The 14,646-nt window shown below is 61.6% G+C and carries 16 protein-coding genes; 10 read left to right on the forward strand and 6 right to left on the reverse strand.

The features are described 5' to 3' along the window. Window positions 1-2 precede the first annotated feature (2 nt). Complete coding sequence (locus KBW81_RS04130) at window positions 3-401, forward strand: hypothetical protein (protein WP_090188020.1); 399 nt, start codon at window positions 3-5, stop codon at window positions 399-401. Here KBW81_RS04130 and KBW81_RS04135 read toward each other — a convergent pair. The 4 genes from KBW81_RS04135 to KBW81_RS04150 all read right to left on the reverse strand — a co-directional run bounded on the left by KBW81_RS04135 (window position 398) and on the right by KBW81_RS04150 (window position 5,958). Further along, window positions 398-1,945 (reverse strand): Ppx/GppA family phosphatase, encoded by a 1,548-nt coding sequence (locus KBW81_RS04135; protein ID WP_090188022.1) that lies wholly within the window; start codon window positions 1,943-1,945, stop codon window positions 398-400. The two genes, KBW81_RS04130 and KBW81_RS04135, sit on opposite strands and share 4 nt — an antisense overlap. 78 nt (window positions 1,946-2,023) lie before the next feature. Further along, window positions 2,024-4,189 (reverse strand): RNA degradosome polyphosphate kinase, encoded by a 2,166-nt coding sequence (locus KBW81_RS04140; RefSeq protein ID WP_090188025.1) that lies wholly within the window; start codon window positions 4,187-4,189, stop codon window positions 2,024-2,026. A 42-nt stretch (window positions 4,190-4,231) separates the two neighbouring features. Continuing rightward, the gene (locus KBW81_RS04145; RefSeq protein ID WP_335641206.1) at window positions 4,232-4,891 is read right to left on the reverse strand and encodes an HdaA/DnaA family protein; all 660 of its coding nucleotides are present in this window, start codon (window positions 4,889-4,891) and stop codon (window positions 4,232-4,234) included. 8 nt (window positions 4,892-4,899) lie between these two features. Further along, window positions 4,900-5,958 carry an AI-2E family transporter gene (locus KBW81_RS04150; protein WP_090188030.1) on the reverse strand — a complete coding sequence of 353 codons (1,059 nt, stop codon included), beginning with the start codon at window positions 5,956-5,958 and terminating at the stop codon, window positions 4,900-4,902. A 129-nt stretch (window positions 5,959-6,087) separates the two neighbouring features. On the opposite strand from KBW81_RS04150, the gene proS reads away from it, so the two are divergent. The 6 genes from proS (at window position 6,088) to KBW81_RS04180 (ending at window position 11,629) form a co-directional block, all read left to right on the forward strand. Continuing rightward, a complete protein-coding gene (gene proS / locus KBW81_RS04155) occupies window positions 6,088-7,425 on the forward strand; it encodes a proline--tRNA ligase (protein WP_254248443.1) in 1,338 nt (445 codons plus the stop codon). Between the two features lie 168 nt (window positions 7,426-7,593). Continuing rightward, entirely contained in the window at window positions 7,594-8,175 is a 582-nt protein-coding gene (locus KBW81_RS04160; protein WP_254248444.1) for a peroxiredoxin, read from the forward strand. Further along, window positions 8,172-8,759 (forward strand): DUF2937 family protein, encoded by a 588-nt coding sequence (locus tag KBW81_RS04165; protein WP_254248445.1) that lies wholly within the window; start codon window positions 8,172-8,174, stop codon window positions 8,757-8,759. Before KBW81_RS04160 ends, KBW81_RS04165 begins: the two co-directional genes overlap by 4 nt. A 20-nt stretch (window positions 8,760-8,779) precedes the next feature. Continuing rightward, window positions 8,780-9,487 carry a ThuA domain-containing protein gene (locus KBW81_RS04170; RefSeq protein ID WP_254248446.1) on the forward strand — a complete coding sequence of 236 codons (708 nt, stop codon included), beginning with the start codon at window positions 8,780-8,782 and terminating at the stop codon, window positions 9,485-9,487. A 176-nt stretch (window positions 9,488-9,663) separates the two neighbouring features. Beyond that, on the forward strand, window positions 9,664-10,947 hold the full coding sequence (locus tag KBW81_RS04175) for a lipoprotein-releasing ABC transporter permease subunit (protein WP_254248447.1): 1,284 nt from the start codon (window positions 9,664-9,666) through the stop codon (window positions 10,945-10,947). Then, window positions 10,940-11,629, forward strand: a complete 690-nt coding sequence (locus KBW81_RS04180) for an ABC transporter ATP-binding protein (protein WP_254248448.1) — start codon at window positions 10,940-10,942, stop codon at window positions 11,627-11,629. The genes KBW81_RS04175 and KBW81_RS04180 overlap by 8 nt, the downstream gene beginning before the upstream one ends. Here KBW81_RS04180 and KBW81_RS04185 read toward each other — a convergent pair. Next, window positions 11,626-12,060: a DMT family transporter gene (locus KBW81_RS04185; RefSeq protein WP_254248449.1), complete on the reverse strand. Its 435-nt coding sequence runs from the start codon at window positions 12,058-12,060 to the stop codon at window positions 11,626-11,628. The genes KBW81_RS04180 and KBW81_RS04185 overlap by 4 nt on opposite strands. 95 nt (window positions 12,061-12,155) lie before the next feature. Here KBW81_RS04185 and KBW81_RS04190 point away from each other — a divergent pair, with 95 nt between their 5' ends. The 3 genes from KBW81_RS04190 to KBW81_RS04200 all read left to right on the forward strand — a co-directional run bounded on the left by KBW81_RS04190 (window position 12,156) and on the right by KBW81_RS04200 (window position 13,773). Further along, window positions 12,156-12,554, forward strand: coding sequence for a c-type cytochrome (locus tag KBW81_RS04190; protein WP_254248450.1), 399 nt, complete (start codon window positions 12,156-12,158; stop codon window positions 12,552-12,554). Window positions 12,555-12,672: 118 nt separating this feature from the next. Then, window positions 12,673-13,308 (forward strand): DUF3047 domain-containing protein, encoded by a 636-nt coding sequence (locus KBW81_RS04195; RefSeq protein WP_254248451.1) that lies wholly within the window; start codon window positions 12,673-12,675, stop codon window positions 13,306-13,308. Window positions 13,309-13,380: 72 nt separating this feature from the next. Further along, window positions 13,381-13,773 (forward strand): cytochrome c, encoded by a 393-nt coding sequence (locus KBW81_RS04200; protein ID WP_254248452.1) that lies wholly within the window; start codon window positions 13,381-13,383, stop codon window positions 13,771-13,773. Window positions 13,774-13,839: 66 nt separating this feature from the next. On the opposite strand, the gene KBW81_RS04205 is transcribed toward KBW81_RS04200, so the two are convergent. After that, window positions 13,840-14,637, reverse strand: a complete 798-nt coding sequence (locus KBW81_RS04205; protein ID WP_254248453.1) for a hypothetical protein — start codon at window positions 14,635-14,637, stop codon at window positions 13,840-13,842. Between the last annotated feature and the right edge of the window lie 9 nt (window positions 14,638-14,646).

Consider the following 14,646-nt stretch of genomic DNA (forward strand, 5'->3'; position numbering starts at 1 on the left):
GCATGAAAAAGCTCATCCTCGCCTCCGTTCTTGCCCTGACCGCAGTTGCAGCCGTGGCACAGATGTCCGATCCGCCGGTTGAAAGCCCGGATGCGGTCGAAGAGCAGCGGCCCGGTCGCAGCTTGATGGAAGAGGGCGCAAAGCTGCTGCTGCGCGGCTTGTTGAGTGAGGCAGAGCCCGCGATGCGTGACCTGCAAGAGTTTGCCGATCAGATGGGTCCGGCGATGAAATCGCTGACGGATCAGATGGGGCCTGCGCTGGCCGATATCATGGCGATGATCGACGATATTAAAAACTACAGCGGCCCGGAATTGCTGCCCAACGGCGACATCATCATCCGCCGCGCGCCGGACGCACCAAAGTTTGTGCCGTCCGATCCACCGCGAGAGATCGACCTTTAGCCTTTGAACTTCACCTCAAATGTCGCGTCCATGGCCTGCGCCAAAGCCGTCAAACGCGACGCGGCGACCTCGCCATAAAGCGGGCGGGCCCCAGCGGCGAGCGTGAGGGTCAGGTGCTTGGACTTCGCGCTCCACTTGATCGTGCCCGGCGGTGTGTCGCCTTCGAGCCATAGCATCGCGCCAAAGCGCAGGGCGCGGCCAAGGATGTCGGCCTCTTTCATCTGTTCTGGCGAAAGCATCGCAAACAGCGGCGCAAAGCGGCCGTCCGGCGTTTTGCTGGAATACCGCTTCATCAGCGCCAGCCCCAGCTGCACCCGCTCGCTATGTTTTAACCCGCCAAGGTTGGCGCGGGTCGCGTTGTCGAACGTAATCTCGGCCCTGTAGTCAGGATGCGCGCGCCAGCTGACGTCGTGCAGCAGGCAGGCCGCCTTGATGATGCGCAGGCGTTGCCAATTGGCGCGGGGAAACAGCGGCTTGACGAAATCATACAGCAGACGGCCAAAGCCGGGCAGGCGGGCGTCTTTTGCTTCGGCAAAGCGGCACGCCTCGATCAGGGGATCGCGTTCGCGCAGGGCCCGCGGCATCTGTTCGTACAGCATACCTTCGCGGATGCCATAGGACGACACGGCGACGTCCTTGGGCTTGAACACGCGCACCAGTTCTTTCAGGACCAGCACGGCAAGGGGCACTAGCGACATGCGGCTGTCAGAAATCCCGCAGCGGCTGCGCAGGTCTTGCAGGTCCGAATCCGCGATATAATGCGCCGTCTCGCCGATGCGGCGGGCGGTCATGCGGTATTCGTGCAGAACGGTCAGCGGATAGCCGCGCCGTTCCATGTCAACACGGGCAATAGCACGCCACGATCCACCGACCAGAAACAGACGCATCCCAGTCTCGTAATCCATCTTTTCGTGCAGATCGGCGATGATGGTCTTGATATGCGCCTTCAAGGCCTTCTTGCCGCCCTTCACCTCGCGCAGCTTGAGCGGACCCAGCGGAGAGGTCACGCGGCGGCCGACACGGCCTTCGGACAGATCTGCCAGCTCCATGCTGGACCCGCCAATATCGCAGACGGTGCCAAAGCTGCCAGGCCAGCCCAGAAGGACGCCTTGGGCGGACAGGCGGGCTTCTTCTTCGCCGTCGATCACCCACAGCTTGATGCCGGTTTCACGTTCCACCTCGGCGCGGAAATCAGGGCCGTCGCTGGCCTCGCGCACGGCGGCGGTGGCGACGGCGGTCAGGGGGGCGATGCCCATCCCCTGTGCCAGCGCGGCAAAGCGACGGATCGCGGACAGGGCGCGCACGCGGCCTTCGGGGTTCAGGCGGCCTGTGTCGGACAGGCCTGCACCCAAGGCGCACATGATCTTTTCGTTGTAAAAATACGCGGGGCTGCGGGCGGCACCGTCGAAGACCACCAAACGGACAGAGTTTGATCCCACGTCCACCACGCCAACCCGGCTAAGGTTCTGGGATGCCGCATCGTCGAACAGCGGTCGGCCAAACGGGCCCCAGTCGATGGTTTCGGTGGCGGTATCGTCCGTCATCGTCTTATCGTCCCGGTCATTTCTGCCGTTTACCATGTGACGCGCTGCGCCGCAGAGTCAACGCCCCGCGGTGTGCGATCAGTCGTCGGTGTGGGTCAGCTGCGGCACATCGGACGCACCGGCAGAGCCGCGGCCGGACAGGGACGGGTTCTCCATAAAGAACCTATGGCAGTTGAACGCGAACTCGCCATCCGGCCACGTCGCGCGGATGAAACTGCCGTCAGCCTGCATCACCCAGCTTTGCGCGACATCGGCCATATTGGCGGCCATGATCTGGCTCACGATCTGCGCCTTGACGGTGTTGTTCGTGATCTCGACCAGCGTTTCGACCCGGCGGTTCAGGTTCCGGCTCATCCAATCGGCAGAGCTGATAAAGACCTTGGCCTTTTTGCTGGGCAGCGCGTGGCCTGCGCCGAAACACACGATGCGGCTGTGTTCCAGAAAACGTCCGACGATAGATTTGACGCGGATATTTTCTGACAGACCAGCCACATTCGGGCGCAGGCCGCAGATACCGCGCACGACCAGATCAATACGGACCCCGGCTTGGCTGGCCGCATAAAGCGCGTCGATCACGTCCTTTTCGATCAGGCTGTTCATCTTGGCCCAAATCACCGCAGGCTTGCCGGCCCGCGCGTTCGCGGCCTCTGCCTCGATCATTTCGATCAGGCGGGATTTGAGGCAGATGGGAGAGATCGCAAGATTTTCCAGCCCCTCTGGCTGGGCATAGCCGGACAGGTAGTTGAACACCTTGGTCGCGTCGCGGCCAAGGGCGGCGTCGCAGGTGAACAGGGATACGTCGGTGTAAATCCGCGCCGTGATCGGGTGGTAGTTGCCGGTGCCAAAGTGGGTGTAGGTCACCAATTTTTCGCCTTCGCGGCGGACCACAGTGCTGATCTTGGCGTGGGTTTTGTAGTTCAAAAAGCCATAGACGACATGCGCGCCGGACCGTTCTAGGCGCCGCGACTGGCGGATATTGGCGGCCTCGTCAAAGCGCGCTTTGAGTTCTACTAATGCCGTCACCGATTTGCCGTCTTCGGCTGCTTCGCACAGCGCTTCGACAATCGGGGATTTCTTGGACGTGCGGTACAGCGTTTGTTTGATCGCCACGACGTCAGGGTCGCGGGCGGCCTGCGCAAGGAACCGCACGACCATATCGAACGTCTCGTACGGGTGGTGCAGCAGCATGTCCTTTTGCTGGATCGCGGCGAACATATCGCCTTCGTGGTCCTGCACGCGTTCGGGCACGCGGGGGCTGAACGTGGGCCACAGCAAGTCGGGACGCTCGTCCAGCACAAGCTCGCTCAGGTCGCTGATACCGATCAGACCGTCGACGTTCACGACCTCTTCTTCGGTCACATGCAGCTCGTGCATGATAAGATCACGCAGGGCGGTGGGGGCATTGTCAGAGATTTTCAGCCGTACCACTTCGCCGCGGCGGCGGCGTTTCAGGGCGGTCTCGAACTCGCGCACCAGATCTTCGGCTTCGTCCTCAAGCTCTAGGTCGCTATCACGCAGCACTTTAAAGGCGCATTGCCCGCGGACTTTGTAACCGGGGTAAAGGCGGCCAACGAAGTGCAGCAGCAGCTCTTCGAGCGGGATAAACCGGAAATCTTCGCCGGGCAGGCGCACAAAGCGTTTGATCTGCGCAGGCACCGGCAACAGGGCGCGCAAGGGCCGCTTGTCGCTGCCGCGTTCCAGTTGCAGGGCAAGGGCGAAGCCTTCGTTCGGCAGGAAGGGGAAGGGGTGGGCCGGGTCAATCGCCAGCGGCGACAGGACCGGGAACACCTGTTCAAGAAAGAAATCGCCAAGGAATTTGATATCGTCATCCCGCAGATCATCGCGGGTCAGGATGTGGATGCCTGTGTCCGACATCTCGGTGACAAGGGTGCGGTAAACCGTCTGCTGGCGGTCCATCAACGCGCGGGCGTTCACGTCGATCAGGCGCAATTGTTCCGCAGGGGTCAGCCCGTCAAGGCCGGGGGTCGTGTTGCCCGCATGGGCAAGTTCGCGCAGGCCAGCCACGCGCACGGTATAAAATTCATCAAGATTGGTCGCCGAAATCGACAAGAACCGCAGGCGTTCCAGCAAGGGCACGCGGGTATTTTCCGCCTCTTCGAGCACGCGCATGTTGAAGCCGATCCAAGACAGCTCTCGGTTCACAAAGCGGTCTGCGGTGGTCAGATCAAGGTCGAGTGTCACCGGGTCAGGGCGGGCACTATTTAAAAAATCAGCGTTCATCATGGGGCCTTATACCCCGCCGATATGGCAGGCGTGTGACAGAGTTCACAACAAGCCGTCTTGCTTGTCCAGAACCTGTGCTGCCAGTTTAACGGTGATCGCCCGTTTTTCCGTCAACGCTGCTGCATCTAGCGCCGCCACGATCCGCTGGGCGCTGGCAAATGACCGTTCAATCCGGGGCACCAGATAGCTGGCGACTTCGGGCGAGGGCAGGATTTGGCGGTCGGCGAACAGCTTCATCAGAACCGCCTGCAATAGTGCGTCGTCGGGGCCGGTGATGGTGGCAGGGGTCGTCGCCTGCATCCGGCTGGCCAGATCGGGCAGGGCGATCGCCCAGCGGGCAGGGTGGCTGCGCGCGGTCATCAGCAGTGGCAGGCGGTGCGCGGCAAGGTTGTTGTGCAGATGAAACATCGCCTCTTCGCGCGCGGGCGGCAGGCGGTCCATATCTTCGACCACGACAGCGCGATCGGGGTTCAAACCGTCTGGCAAATCTTCGGCGCTGACAAGCTGCGCGCCGTGGCGGGCGGCGAAAACGCGGGTCAGGTGGCTTTTACCAGCGCCCTCTGGCCCGGTCAGCACCAGCTTGCCTTGCGGCCAAATTTCTGGCGCGGCGATCATGGTATAGGCGGCGCGGTTGGCATCGGTGACAAAGAAATCCTCTGCCCCCAGCGCAACACCCGTTGGCCAGTCAAATGTCAGTTGCATCGCCATATTTAGTCGCCCAGCGTGCCGCGATACAGCGGGCTGGCGCGGTAGCGGTCCAGTGCAAAGCGGGCCAGCACGCCGATGACAGCGGCGACGGGCACGGCGACCAGCAGGCCAACAAAGCCGAACAGCGATCCAAACACCGACAGCGCGAACAGCAGCCAGACCGGGTGCAACCCGACAGAAGAGCCGACGAGTTTCGGCGTCAGGATGTTGCCTTCGACGAATTGGCCGGATTGAAAGATCGCGTAGACGGCGATCAGCCAAGGCCATTCGCCCCAGAACTGGAACAGCGCCAGACCCAGCGCAAGGCCGCCGCCAACGATGGCCCCGACGTAAGGGATAAAGGTCAGCGCCCCGGCGATGGCCCCGACAACAAGGCCAAAGTTCAGCCCGACCAGCGCCAGCGCAACAGCGTAGAATGTGCCAAGGATCAGGCAGACCAGGCCTTGGCCCCGGATAAAGCTGGCCAGCGTGCGGTCAATCTGCCGCGCCAGATCGCGGATGGTGTTGACGTGATCACGCGGCAGCAGCGCATCGACGCGGGCGGTCATATTGTCCCAATCCAGCAGCAGATAGATCGCAACGACCGGCACGATCACCAGCAACACAACCATGTTGACCAAGCCCAGCGCAGACGACAGCACGGTGTTCAGCAACTCTCCGCCGCGGGACTGGATCATGTTGCCGATATTATCAAGCTGGGTGCGGATCGTGGACCCTTCGACCAAAATCTCGGGGAAGCGGGTCGTTAGCCAGTTTTGCAGCGTGTCAAACAGCTGCGGCGCGGTTTCGACCAGTTGCGTGGCCTGCGTGATCAGCGTCGGGATCACCAGCAGGATCAGCAGCACAAAGACCAACAGCGCAACCAGCGCGATGATCGCCACCGACAGGCTGCGTGACAGGCCCAGCCGTTCCAGCCGGTCCGCCACGGGATCAAGGATATAGGCAATCGCCCCGCCCAAGATGAAGGGCATGATCACGTTGCCCAGCGCATAAAGCACGATCAGAAAGATGATGGTGGCGATGCCCCAATAGACAGCTTGTTGGCGCGTTGACATGGGCATCGGGTATCCTTCTCGATCACTTCTCTTTCAATGCCGCAGCCCCGTCCGCCGCGCAAGCCATGCTTGCGGGCAGGCAGGGGGACGACTAGACAGTTCCGCAACACTTTTCGTTATAAGGTCACACACCCCATGCGTATGTCGCGCTACTTCCTCCCCGTCCTCAAGGAAACCCCGCGCGAGGCGCAGATCGTCAGCCACCGGCTGATGCTGCAAGCGGGCCTGATCAAACAGGCCAGCGCTGGCATCTATTCCTGGCTGCCAATGGGGTACAAAATCCTCAAGCGGATCGAACAGATCGTGCATGAAGAACAGGCAAAGGCGGGTCATCTCGCAATGCTGATGCCGACGATCCAGTCCGCCGATCTGTGGCGCGAAAGCGGCCGCTATGACGCCTACGGCGATGAAATGCTACGCATCAAGGATCGCGGCGGCCGTGATATGCTGTTCACGCCCACGGCAGAGGAGTTGGTCACTGACATCTTCCGCTCTCATGTCAGCAGCTACAAAGACCTGCCGCTGACGCTTTACCAAATCCAGTGGAAGTTCCGCGATGAAACCCGCCCCCGCTTTGGCGTGATGCGTGGCCGCGAGTTCCTGATGAAGGACGGCTATAACTTCGATTTGACGCAAGAGGACGCGCTGCACGCCTACAACCGTCACCTTGTCAGCTATCTGCGCACCTACGAGCGGATGGGCCTGCAAGCGATTCCAATGCGCGCCGATTCCGGCCCCATCGGCGGCGACGATACGCACGAATTCCTCGTGTTGGCGGAAACCGGCGAATCAGAGGTGTTCTATGACAGCGAGATCACCGATCTGACCTTTGGCGATCGCCAGATTGATTTCGACGACAAAGCCGCCTGCGCTGCCGTGCTTGACGAATTCACCTCTCGCTATGCCCGCACGGATGAAACCCACGACGAGGCGCTGTTCGCACAAGTGCCAGAAGAACGCCGCCGCACCGCGCGCGGGATCGAAGTCGGCCAGATCTTCTACTTTGGCACCAAGTATTCCGACGCCATGGGCGCAACCGTGCAGGGCCCCGACGGCAAGCCCGTCGCGGTCCACATGGGATCGCACGGCATCGGCGTGTCCCGCCTGCTGGGCGCGATCATCGAGGCAAGCCACGACGACAAAGGCATCATCTGGCCAGAGGGCGTGACCCCCTTCCACGCCGGCATCGTGAACCTGCGCCAAGGCGACAACGCAACGGACGCGGCCTGCGAGGATCTCTACGACAGCCTGCGCGCCGCTGGCCTTGATCCGCTGTATGATGACCGGGACGAACGGGCAGGGGCCAAGTTCGGCACGATGGACCTGATCGGCCTGCCATGGCGCATCACCGTCGGCCCGCGCGGATTGAAATCCGGCGTGGTCGAACTGACCAGCCGCCGCACCGGGGAAAGCGAAGAGCTGTCCCCCGGCGATGCCGTCGCCAAGCTGATCGCGATCTACGCGAACGTCTAAACGGGCGATCGTCCTGAATGACCTTAACAAAGGGCGGTGCAGGGCAACCTGCGCCGCCCTTTGCGCATCATCTGCTGATCATTGCCGCCCGTGTACCCCGCGGTAGACCTGCAGCCCGACTTGCGGCACAGTGCCCGCAAAACAAGACGCAGCAGACAGGCAAATCCCATGTCCCCGACCCCGATGTCCCTTACGCAAGTCGACTGGACCCAAATCCCAGCCCCGCGCGATGACGGCGGCGCGGCCCATCTTCCGGGGCTTGCTATGCCGTCCGTCCCGCTGCCCGCCACAGACGGGCAGGTTGTGGATCTGTCCAAGCTGGCCGGGCGCTGCGTCGTCTACATCTACCCTATGACCGGCCGCCCGGACCGCGATCTGCCCGCAGGTTGGGACGCAACCCCCGGCGCACGCGGCTGCACACCGCAATCCTGCGCCTACCGCGATCACGCGGCCGATCTGCGCGCGCGCGGCGTGCAGCACCTTTTTGGCCTGTCCACCCAAGACACGGCGTATCAACAAGAGGCAGCAAACCGTCTGCATCTGCCTTATCCGCTGCTGTCCGACGCGCAGGGCGCGCTGATGGGTGCGCTGAACCTGCCACGGTTGACTGCTGACGGCCTGACCTTGCTTAAACGGTGCACATTGATCCTGCGGGACGGCCTGATCCAACACGTCAACTACCCCGTCTTTCCTCCGGACGAGGATGCCGCCCGCGTCATCGCTTGGCTCGACGATCCGGTGAACGCATGATCCGCGCCTTGGCCTTGATCGGGGGTTTGGCGGGCGGTGCTGCGCTGTCGCAATACCCCGAATTTTCGCAGCAATACCTACAGCGGCTAGCAGGCCAAGTGGATGCGCTGAACATCGTGGTCGCAGATTTCGAAAACTCTGCCATGCGCGCTGGACTGACCCGGTCCCAAGCGCTGGAGGAACTGACAGGCACCCCGTTCCTGCAAGATCGCCAAGCCGACATGCGCCGCACCTTTCGCCGCCATGCCGTGCTGACCGATAACCTTGCCACCCTGCGCAGCGCGTCCCCCTTGGCGCGCATGACGATGCCGCAGCGCCTTGGCGATCCGGCAACCTTTGCGGCAACATGGTCCGACTTCACCCCGGCGGTGCCCTTGTCCGTGGCAGGCGTGGCCGCGACGGGCGCAGGTTTTGTGCTTGGCTGGGCCGCGCTGCGCATCGCGCTGGCATTGGTCATGGGCACCCTGCGCGGCCGCAGCCCGGGGCCAAAGCGCGGCGGACCCGCCCTGCGTCAAGAGCCCGCTCTGCATCCCCACCAAACCACCCGGGCAACCCCGCGCCTGTCCGGCGTGCGCCGGGGCTAACCGTTGAAAGGTCACGCAATATGAAGGCTTTGATCACATGGGGCGGCTGGGACGGTCACCAGCCTGAACAGGTCGCCCATGTCTTTCGCGATATGCTGACAGCAGAGGGAGCCAACGTCACCCTAACCGACAGCCTTGCGCCCTTCGACGATCCCGATTTGCTACAAACACTCGACCTGATCGTGCCGGTCTGGACCATGTCCGACCTCAGCCGCGCGGCCGCAACACACGTGTCAGAAGCCGTCGCGCGCGGCACCGGCCTTGCCGGCTGCCACGGCGGCATGTGCGACGCCTTTCGCGGCAATCCGCTGTGGCAATTCATCACCGGCGCAAACTGGGTCGCCCACCCCGGCGGCGACGGTGTCAAACACCGCGTGACGATGACCGGGGACGATCCACTCACCAGCGGCATCCCGGATTTCGACATCGAGACAGAGCAATATTACCTGCACACCGACCCTGCCAACCACGTCCTCGCCACCACCCGCACCGACGTTGTGACATGGTACCACAGCCCGAACGGGGCCGTGGATATGCCGGCCGCGTGGACGCGCAAATGGGGCCTCGGGCGTGTCTACTACAACGCCCTTGGGCACAAAGCCGATGTCATCGCCAGCGGCCCGCCCCATGAAATGCTCCGCCGCGGGCTTATCTGGGCGGCCAAAGGCAAAGCCGCCGCCGCAGGCCAGTCCATCGCCCACCTGCAAAACAGCGGCAACCACGGCTAAGCTTCACCTTGCCAGATAAACTCCGGGGGACGTCGCATCGCGACGGGGGGCTGCGCCCCCTCGACACTCCCAGATCAAGCCCCGCAAGCGACAAGCGCCCACCTCACACCCCCTTGCATTGACGCGCCCCTTGATTTGCGTTCAAGGTCCGCTCGACCAAAAGACCGGAACCCGCCATGGCCCAGACCCCTCCTTTCGCGCGCTTTGAATGGCTGATCGCCTGGCGCTACATCCGCGCCAAACGGGCAGAGGGCGGCGTGTCCACAATGACGTGGATCAGCTTGATCGGCATCACGCTGGCGGTCTTCGCGCTGATCGCGACGCTGGCGATCCGGTCCGGTTTCCGGGCAGAGTTTGTAGACACCATCCTCGGCTCCAACGCCCATGTGACCGTCTATGAACAAACGCCGATTGCAGGCACGGACCAGTTCACGCGGATCATTTCGGACTATGCCGCGCTGACGGACCGCATTTCGCAGGTCCCCGGCGTCACCCGCGCCGCCCCCTTGGTGCGCCAGCAGGTCATGGCGAACCGCGGCACGCAGAACGCCGGTGTCGAAGTCTACGGCATCACCGAGGCTGACCTGCGCACCGTTCCGCGCATCGTCACACCAGAAGATTCCACCGGCAGCCTTGATGATTTTGCCACCGGCATCGCCATCGGGTCCGGCGTCGCGCGCGAGCTTGGCGTTGCTGTTGGCGACCGGATCAAGCTGATTTCCCCTAACGGCGTGCGCACCGCGATGGGCACCAGCCCGCGCGTGAACGTCTATCCTGTGGTCTATATCTTCACCGCTGGCCGCTATGATATCGACAAAACCCGCGTCTACATGCCGCTGGATCAGGCGCAAACCTTCTTTAACCGCGAAGGCGTCGCAGACGAGATTGAAGTCATGGTCGCCGATCCTGACGACGTCGAAAACATCATGCCCGAAATTTTGAATGCGTCTGGCGACTACGCCTATCTGTGGTCATGGCGCGATAGCGCGGGCGCTTTCCTGCGGGCCCTGACGGTCGAGGATAACGTGATGTTCGTCCTGCTCTCGATCCTTGTGCTGATTGCCTCGATGAACATCATCTCTGGCCTGATCATGCTGGTGAAAAACAAAGGCCGCGATATTGGCATCCTGCGCACCATGGGCCTGACCGAAGGGTCGATCCTGCGCATCTTCTTTATCTGCGGGGCAGGGATCGGCACCGTTGGTACTGTTCTGGGCCTGATCCTTGGGTGCCTGTTTGCGCTTTATATCGATCCGATCTTTTCCTTCGTGAACTACGTCGCTGGCGGCGGTGTTTGGGACCCTGAAATCCGCGGCATCTATGCACTGCCAGCGCAGCTGAACCTTGGCGATGTGCTGTCATCCGTGGCGCTGTCGCTGGGTCTGTCGTGGATCGTCACCATCTTTCCGGCCCGCCGTGCGGCCCGCATGAACCCGGTCGAGGCGCTGCGCTATGAATAATCCGATCCTGACCCTGACTGACCTGAAAAAGGGCTACAATCACGGTAAGCCGAACGAAGTGCGCGTGCTGCAAGGCGCGACATTGTCCGTGCAGGCCGGAGAGGTCGTCGCCCTTGTCGCGCCCTCTGGCGCGGGCAAGTCGACGCTGCTGCATATCGCGGGTCTGCTGGACACGGCCGACACTGGGACGGTTGCGATCCGGGGCGAGGATATGACCAATCTGAACGACCGCCGCCGCACCGCGATCCGCCGCAATGACGTCGGCTTTATCTATCAATTCCACCACCTGCTGCCGGAGTTTTCGGCGCTTGAAAACATCACCCTGCCGCAGATGGCCAACGGTGTGCGTGATCAGGACGCGCGCGACCGCGCCATGATGCTGCTGGAAACCGTCGGTGTCGCCCACCGCGCCGCCCATCGGCCGGCCGAATTATCAGGTGGAGAGCAGCAGCGCGTCGCATTCTGCCGCGCGCTGGCCAATGATCCGGTGCTGCTGCTGGCGGACGAGCCGACAGGCAATCTTGACCCCGCAACCTCTGACAAGGTGTTTGACGCGCTGATGGCGCTGGTCCGCAGCACGGGGCTGGCGGCGGTGATCGCCACGCATAACTTGGAACTTGCTGCCCGTATGGACCGCGCGGTGCGCTTGGTGGATGGGCGGTTGGTGGACGGCGCGGCCTAGGCGCGCTGGGCGACGTAGACGCCCGCCGCCATCAGCGCGATGCCCGCAAAACGGGTCCACGTTATGGCCGCGACGCGGGCGTTGAAGAACCCAAAGTGGTCAATGACGGCTGCCGCGATCAGCTGGCCCAGCAGGACATAGAATACGGCCTTGCCGATCCCCATGTCAGGGCCGATCCATGTGATCGCCAAGACATAGAACGCGACAAAGCTGCCCGCGATGAACCACTGTTTCGGCGCAGTCGGCAGCTTGGCCACCGCGCCCGGGTTCGTGACCAGCGCCGCCACCAGCGCGATGCTGAAAGCCACGGCAAACAGCACGCAGGCCGCGACGGCGGGCGATCCGATATGGCGGCCCAACGCGCCGTTCATCGCCGCCAGCACGGGAATGCCGAACCCCGTTGCCAACATGATCCACACTTGCACAGACATCAGCGCCCTCACTTGCCAGACCGGGCCATAGCGCCCATGATTGGCGGCAACATGCGCCGGACCAACGGCGCGCACAAGCAGCACGAGGCCCCCACATGCGTATCATCATCCTGACAGGACTTCTGGCTTTGGCCGCTTGCGCGCCAGAGCAGACGACCATCGACGGCGAAGCCGCCTTTATGGCGCAATGTTCCGCCTGTCATGGCCGGGACGGGCGCGGGAATGCGGCGATGGCGGCCAGCCTTGCCGTGACGCCGCCTGACCTGACCCTGATCAGCGACCGCAACGGCGGCACCTTTCCGCAGGACCGCGTGATGAGCCAGATCGACGGCTTTACCCGCGGCGCACACGGCGGCGCGGACCCGATGCCGCATTTCGGCGACGGCGACCTTGGCCCGCTGGTGATGACATCGCAGGACGGCAACCCGGTGCCCGTCCCGGCAGAGCTGCTGGCCCTGTCCAACTATCTGCAATTGATCCAGCGCCAGCCCTAAGCTGGCCCATGTTGCAAAGCGCCCCGCGCGCCTGACAATGGCGTGACAAACGGTGTCACGGGGTGAATTAGCGGGGGCTTCGGCTATCTTTTGACCAAATCAGCCAAAGGATGCCCCAATGAAACTGCCCCTTGCCGCCGCCCTGATCCTCGCCGCAACAGCCGCCACCGCTGGCCCCGTCAGCTTTGCCAATTGGAAAGAGCAGCGCTTGTCGCTGTTCGGCTCGAACGACTATAGCTTTGGCTCGTCCCTTGGGCTGGCGTCGAACGGCACCGTCAGCATCGCATGGGGCCGCGCGCCGCAGGCGGACTGGGCCGCGACATCGGCCAGCTGGTCGTGGAACGTGACGCAAAGCGTGCCCGCCACGGATCTAAGCCGCAAAGGCGGGGATGACCGCAACATCGCGGTCTATTTCGTCTTTGTCCCGCAGGCCGTCGCGGCAGAGCTGGCCAGCGCCGATATCCGCGCGCTGCTGGGCCGCAGTGACGTGCGCGTGTTGCAATACGCCTACGGCGGAAACAACGCCGTCGGATCGGTCCTGCCGTCGCCCTATGGCACCGCTGGCACCGGCGTCACGATCCCGCTGCGGCAGGCCGGCACCGGCGCGTTTAACGAACGCGTGAACCTTGCCGCCGACTATACCCGCGCATTCGGCGGCGCGCCGGGGGCGCTGATCGGGCTGGCCGTATCCGGCGACAGCGACGACACCAAAACCAGCATTGCAGCCACGGTCAGCGGGCTAAGCCTGAACTGATTTTGATCTAAATCAACGCAAAAGGCGGGCAGGGGGACCACGCTGGGATCAAACCGAAATTGGAGTGATCCCATGCGCCACACCCTTGCCGCCCTGCTGATCTGCCTTGGCCTGCCGCTGCACGCGCAAAACGCCGAGGTCGGAGAGAAGCTGTTCACCACCCACTGCGCCACCTGCCACGGGGTCGGGGCGCAGGGCGACGGGCCGATGGCGAACATGATCCTGATCCAGCCGCCCGACCTGACGCGCATGCAGTTCCGCTTTGGCGGCACGCTGCCGATCACCCGCATCGTGATGCGCATCGACGGCCGCGACCCCCTGACCAGCCACGGATCACCGATGCCCGTCTACGGCGATTTCTTCGAGGGCTGGGACGTCGCCGTCAAATCCGAGACCGGCCAGCCGATCATGACCAGCCTGCCGATTGTCGATTTGCTGGCGTATTTGGCGAGTGTGCAGAGGTGAGGGTGATAATGTCTGTTCTGTTAGAACCTTCGGAAATAGGGTTCTAAAAAGGTGACTGAGACCCTGTTATTTCTGGGGGTTGTCTTCTCTTGCCCATTGAAATGATCTGGGGTGAAGCCCTTTTTCATCTTTTCCTATCTGATAAAGAAGGCCATACCTAATTTTATATCTATCCGGCTTTATATCTAGTGGAGTGAAGAATAGAATTAGGTAAACTAAGGAAGAGAATAGAAGTAGGGAGGACGATATGATTACCGCGCTTTCTAAGTTTATGCCGTCGATCTGATATATTCCTAGGAATATTGCTGATATAATTGTCGGCAACGAAAAGACTAATGGCAGAATTGATAAAGTAAAGATAAATCCATAAATTCCAAATACTCCAATTGTGTCGCCAGTCTGTAGTTTGATGAAAGTTCCAACTCTTAGCGGTGACGTAATATCGGAGTTCTCATCGCCCTGAGCAACAGATCGGCCAGCAATGAAGCGGCTCTTCGATTGTACTTTGTGAGCTATTATACTTTTTGTTGTTGTTAGTACTGCGAACTTAATAAGCCCAAGACAAATTCCAGCAAGTGCGGCGGATGCGATAAAAATTGAAATTGATAGAGGTAAGTCAAGCTTACCAATCGGCGTGGGTATTGAGATGATTTTGGACGGCCCTGAGCTCATCATGGAGAAAGATAGCGCAAGATAAAAGGCACCAACCTTAAGCAGATCTTTTAAGCTCTTTAGCTCAAGGTCTTGGATGTTTTTTGATAAAGTGACCTGATCGTGCCCCTCCTTCAATAGCTCTTTAAAGCCGCGAGTTGTCTCGTGAACTATCCTGTCGAAAAGTGAAAATCTTTGTGATTTAGGTTTCATTCAACTTTA

This window comes from Loktanella salsilacus, assembly GCF_024206795.1.
Taxonomy (GTDB): domain Bacteria; phylum Pseudomonadota; class Alphaproteobacteria; order Rhodobacterales; family Rhodobacteraceae; genus Loktanella; species Loktanella salsilacus.

Bases quoted from the DNA above. Each gene is read 5' to 3' on its own strand.
- KBW81_RS04130 (WP_090188020.1), top strand. From the start codon at position 3: ATGAAAAAGCTCATCCTCGCCTCCGTTCTTGCCCTGACCGCAGTTGCA.
- KBW81_RS04135 (WP_090188022.1), bottom strand. From the start codon at position 1,945: ATGACGGACGATACCGCCACCGAAACCATCGACTGGGGCCCGTTTGGC.
- KBW81_RS04140 (WP_090188025.1), bottom strand. From the start codon at position 4,189: ATGATGAACGCTGATTTTTTAAATAGTGCCCGCCCTGACCCGGTGACA.
- KBW81_RS04145 (WP_335641206.1), bottom strand. From the start codon at position 4,891: ATGCAACTGACATTTGACTGGCCAACGGGTGTTGCGCTGGGGGCAGAG.
- KBW81_RS04150 (WP_090188030.1), bottom strand. From the start codon at position 5,958: ATGCCCATGTCAACGCGCCAACAAGCTGTCTATTGGGGCATCGCCACC.
- proS (WP_254248443.1), top strand. From the start codon at position 6,088: ATGCGTATGTCGCGCTACTTCCTCCCCGTCCTCAAGGAAACCCCGCGC.
- KBW81_RS04160 (WP_254248444.1), top strand. From the start codon at position 7,594: ATGTCCCCGACCCCGATGTCCCTTACGCAAGTCGACTGGACCCAAATC.
- KBW81_RS04165 (WP_254248445.1), top strand. From the start codon at position 8,172: ATGATCCGCGCCTTGGCCTTGATCGGGGGTTTGGCGGGCGGTGCTGCG.
- KBW81_RS04170 (WP_254248446.1), top strand. From the start codon at position 8,780: ATGAAGGCTTTGATCACATGGGGCGGCTGGGACGGTCACCAGCCTGAA.
- KBW81_RS04175 (WP_254248447.1), top strand. From the start codon at position 9,664: ATGGCCCAGACCCCTCCTTTCGCGCGCTTTGAATGGCTGATCGCCTGG.
- KBW81_RS04180 (WP_254248448.1), top strand. From the start codon at position 10,940: ATGAATAATCCGATCCTGACCCTGACTGACCTGAAAAAGGGCTACAAT.
- KBW81_RS04185 (WP_254248449.1), bottom strand. From the start codon at position 12,060: ATGTCTGTGCAAGTGTGGATCATGTTGGCAACGGGGTTCGGCATTCCC.
- KBW81_RS04190 (WP_254248450.1), top strand. From the start codon at position 12,156: ATGCGTATCATCATCCTGACAGGACTTCTGGCTTTGGCCGCTTGCGCG.
- KBW81_RS04195 (WP_254248451.1), top strand. From the start codon at position 12,673: ATGAAACTGCCCCTTGCCGCCGCCCTGATCCTCGCCGCAACAGCCGCC.
- KBW81_RS04200 (WP_254248452.1), top strand. From the start codon at position 13,381: ATGCGCCACACCCTTGCCGCCCTGCTGATCTGCCTTGGCCTGCCGCTG.
- KBW81_RS04205 (WP_254248453.1), bottom strand. From the start codon at position 14,637: ATGAAACCTAAATCACAAAGATTTTCACTTTTCGACAGGATAGTTCAC.